The organism is Baaleninema simplex PCC 7105, from assembly GCF_000332355.1.
In the GTDB taxonomy this organism is placed as follows: Bacteria; Cyanobacteriota; Cyanobacteriia; order Cyanobacteriales; family Geitlerinemataceae; genus Baaleninema; species Baaleninema simplex.
Window position 1 is genome coordinate 1,267,435 of record NZ_KB235958.1, and the last position, 1,035, is coordinate 1,268,469.

Below are 1,035 nucleotides of genomic sequence, written 5' to 3' on the forward strand. Positions count from 1 at the left end.
AAGTTTATGTCGATGCAGATTTTGAAAGTATTTTGCCTCTTCGCAAGGACGACGTTCATAATTTTACTGAAAATACAGAAATTATCGGTCGGTTTCTCGGGAGTCCGATTCGCATCGTCCGGGCGCGAAATCCCCATTCTGGATGTTTTTTTCTCAACCGAAGACAGTTGGCATCTTGGACAGACAGCTCCAGTTTTATGACGTTCGATCGCCAGTTTATCGGGCCGCTCGAAACTTGCGCTACCGGAAAACTCATGGAACAGTTTCGGATATATAAGCCAGATTTCAAAAATGCCAACTTTTTAGAAATTCAACATTTTCAGCCTTGGTTTATCCGGAATTGGGGAGAGTCTGTGAGATTTACCTACAAATTACTGGAATAGCTTTTGGGTCGTTCTGCACTCTCATGATACGGAATCTGTTCCCGATCGGCTCGGTTTCAAGAAGTCTTCACCACATCCCCCCTTCGCCCCCTATCCCCCCTTCGCCCCCCTTTGAAAGGGGGGTTGGGGGGATGGTTGGGGGGATAGAGGGGCTTGTCAGGTTAGGCAAAACCAGTATTTGAGTCCTCGACTCCGCTCGGACTCAACGCTGAGCGGAGTCGAAGCGTTGAGATTCGGATTCCGTATGATGCGGATCGGTCACAATCCTTTCGTGGTAAGAATTCAAAAACCCAAGTAGCATTACTCCCTAAGTGGTGCAGAAAACTTTTCGAGATCTGGGATTGACAAAACACATAAAACCTGTATTGAGACTCGAGCCAGATCCCCGGCCCAAGATGCCGGGGATCTCCGACAACCATTTACCGATCTGGGATTTTGCGGCCAACCCTGTTAATACGGCGATCTCTTTTCTAACAAGGGTTTCAGCCCACATTCCGCACTTCAACTTGTAGTACGCCAAGTAGCACGAGAAGGGGATGAAATTAGTCGGGAGTTGGTTAGGGATTAAGACCGAGAAAAAAGAAAAATTCGGGTAAAAATGACATCTTAGAGAAAAATCGGTTGAGGAATGGGCAAGTTAAACTGTTCCCAC

At 47.0% G+C, this 1,035-nt stretch carries 1 pseudogene; it reads left to right on the top strand.

The annotated features are described in order from the left end of the window. Nucleotides 1-383, top strand: a pseudogene (locus GEI7105_RS29555) (calcium-binding protein); the annotation flags it as partial. Between the last annotated feature and the right edge of the window lie 652 nt (nucleotides 384-1,035).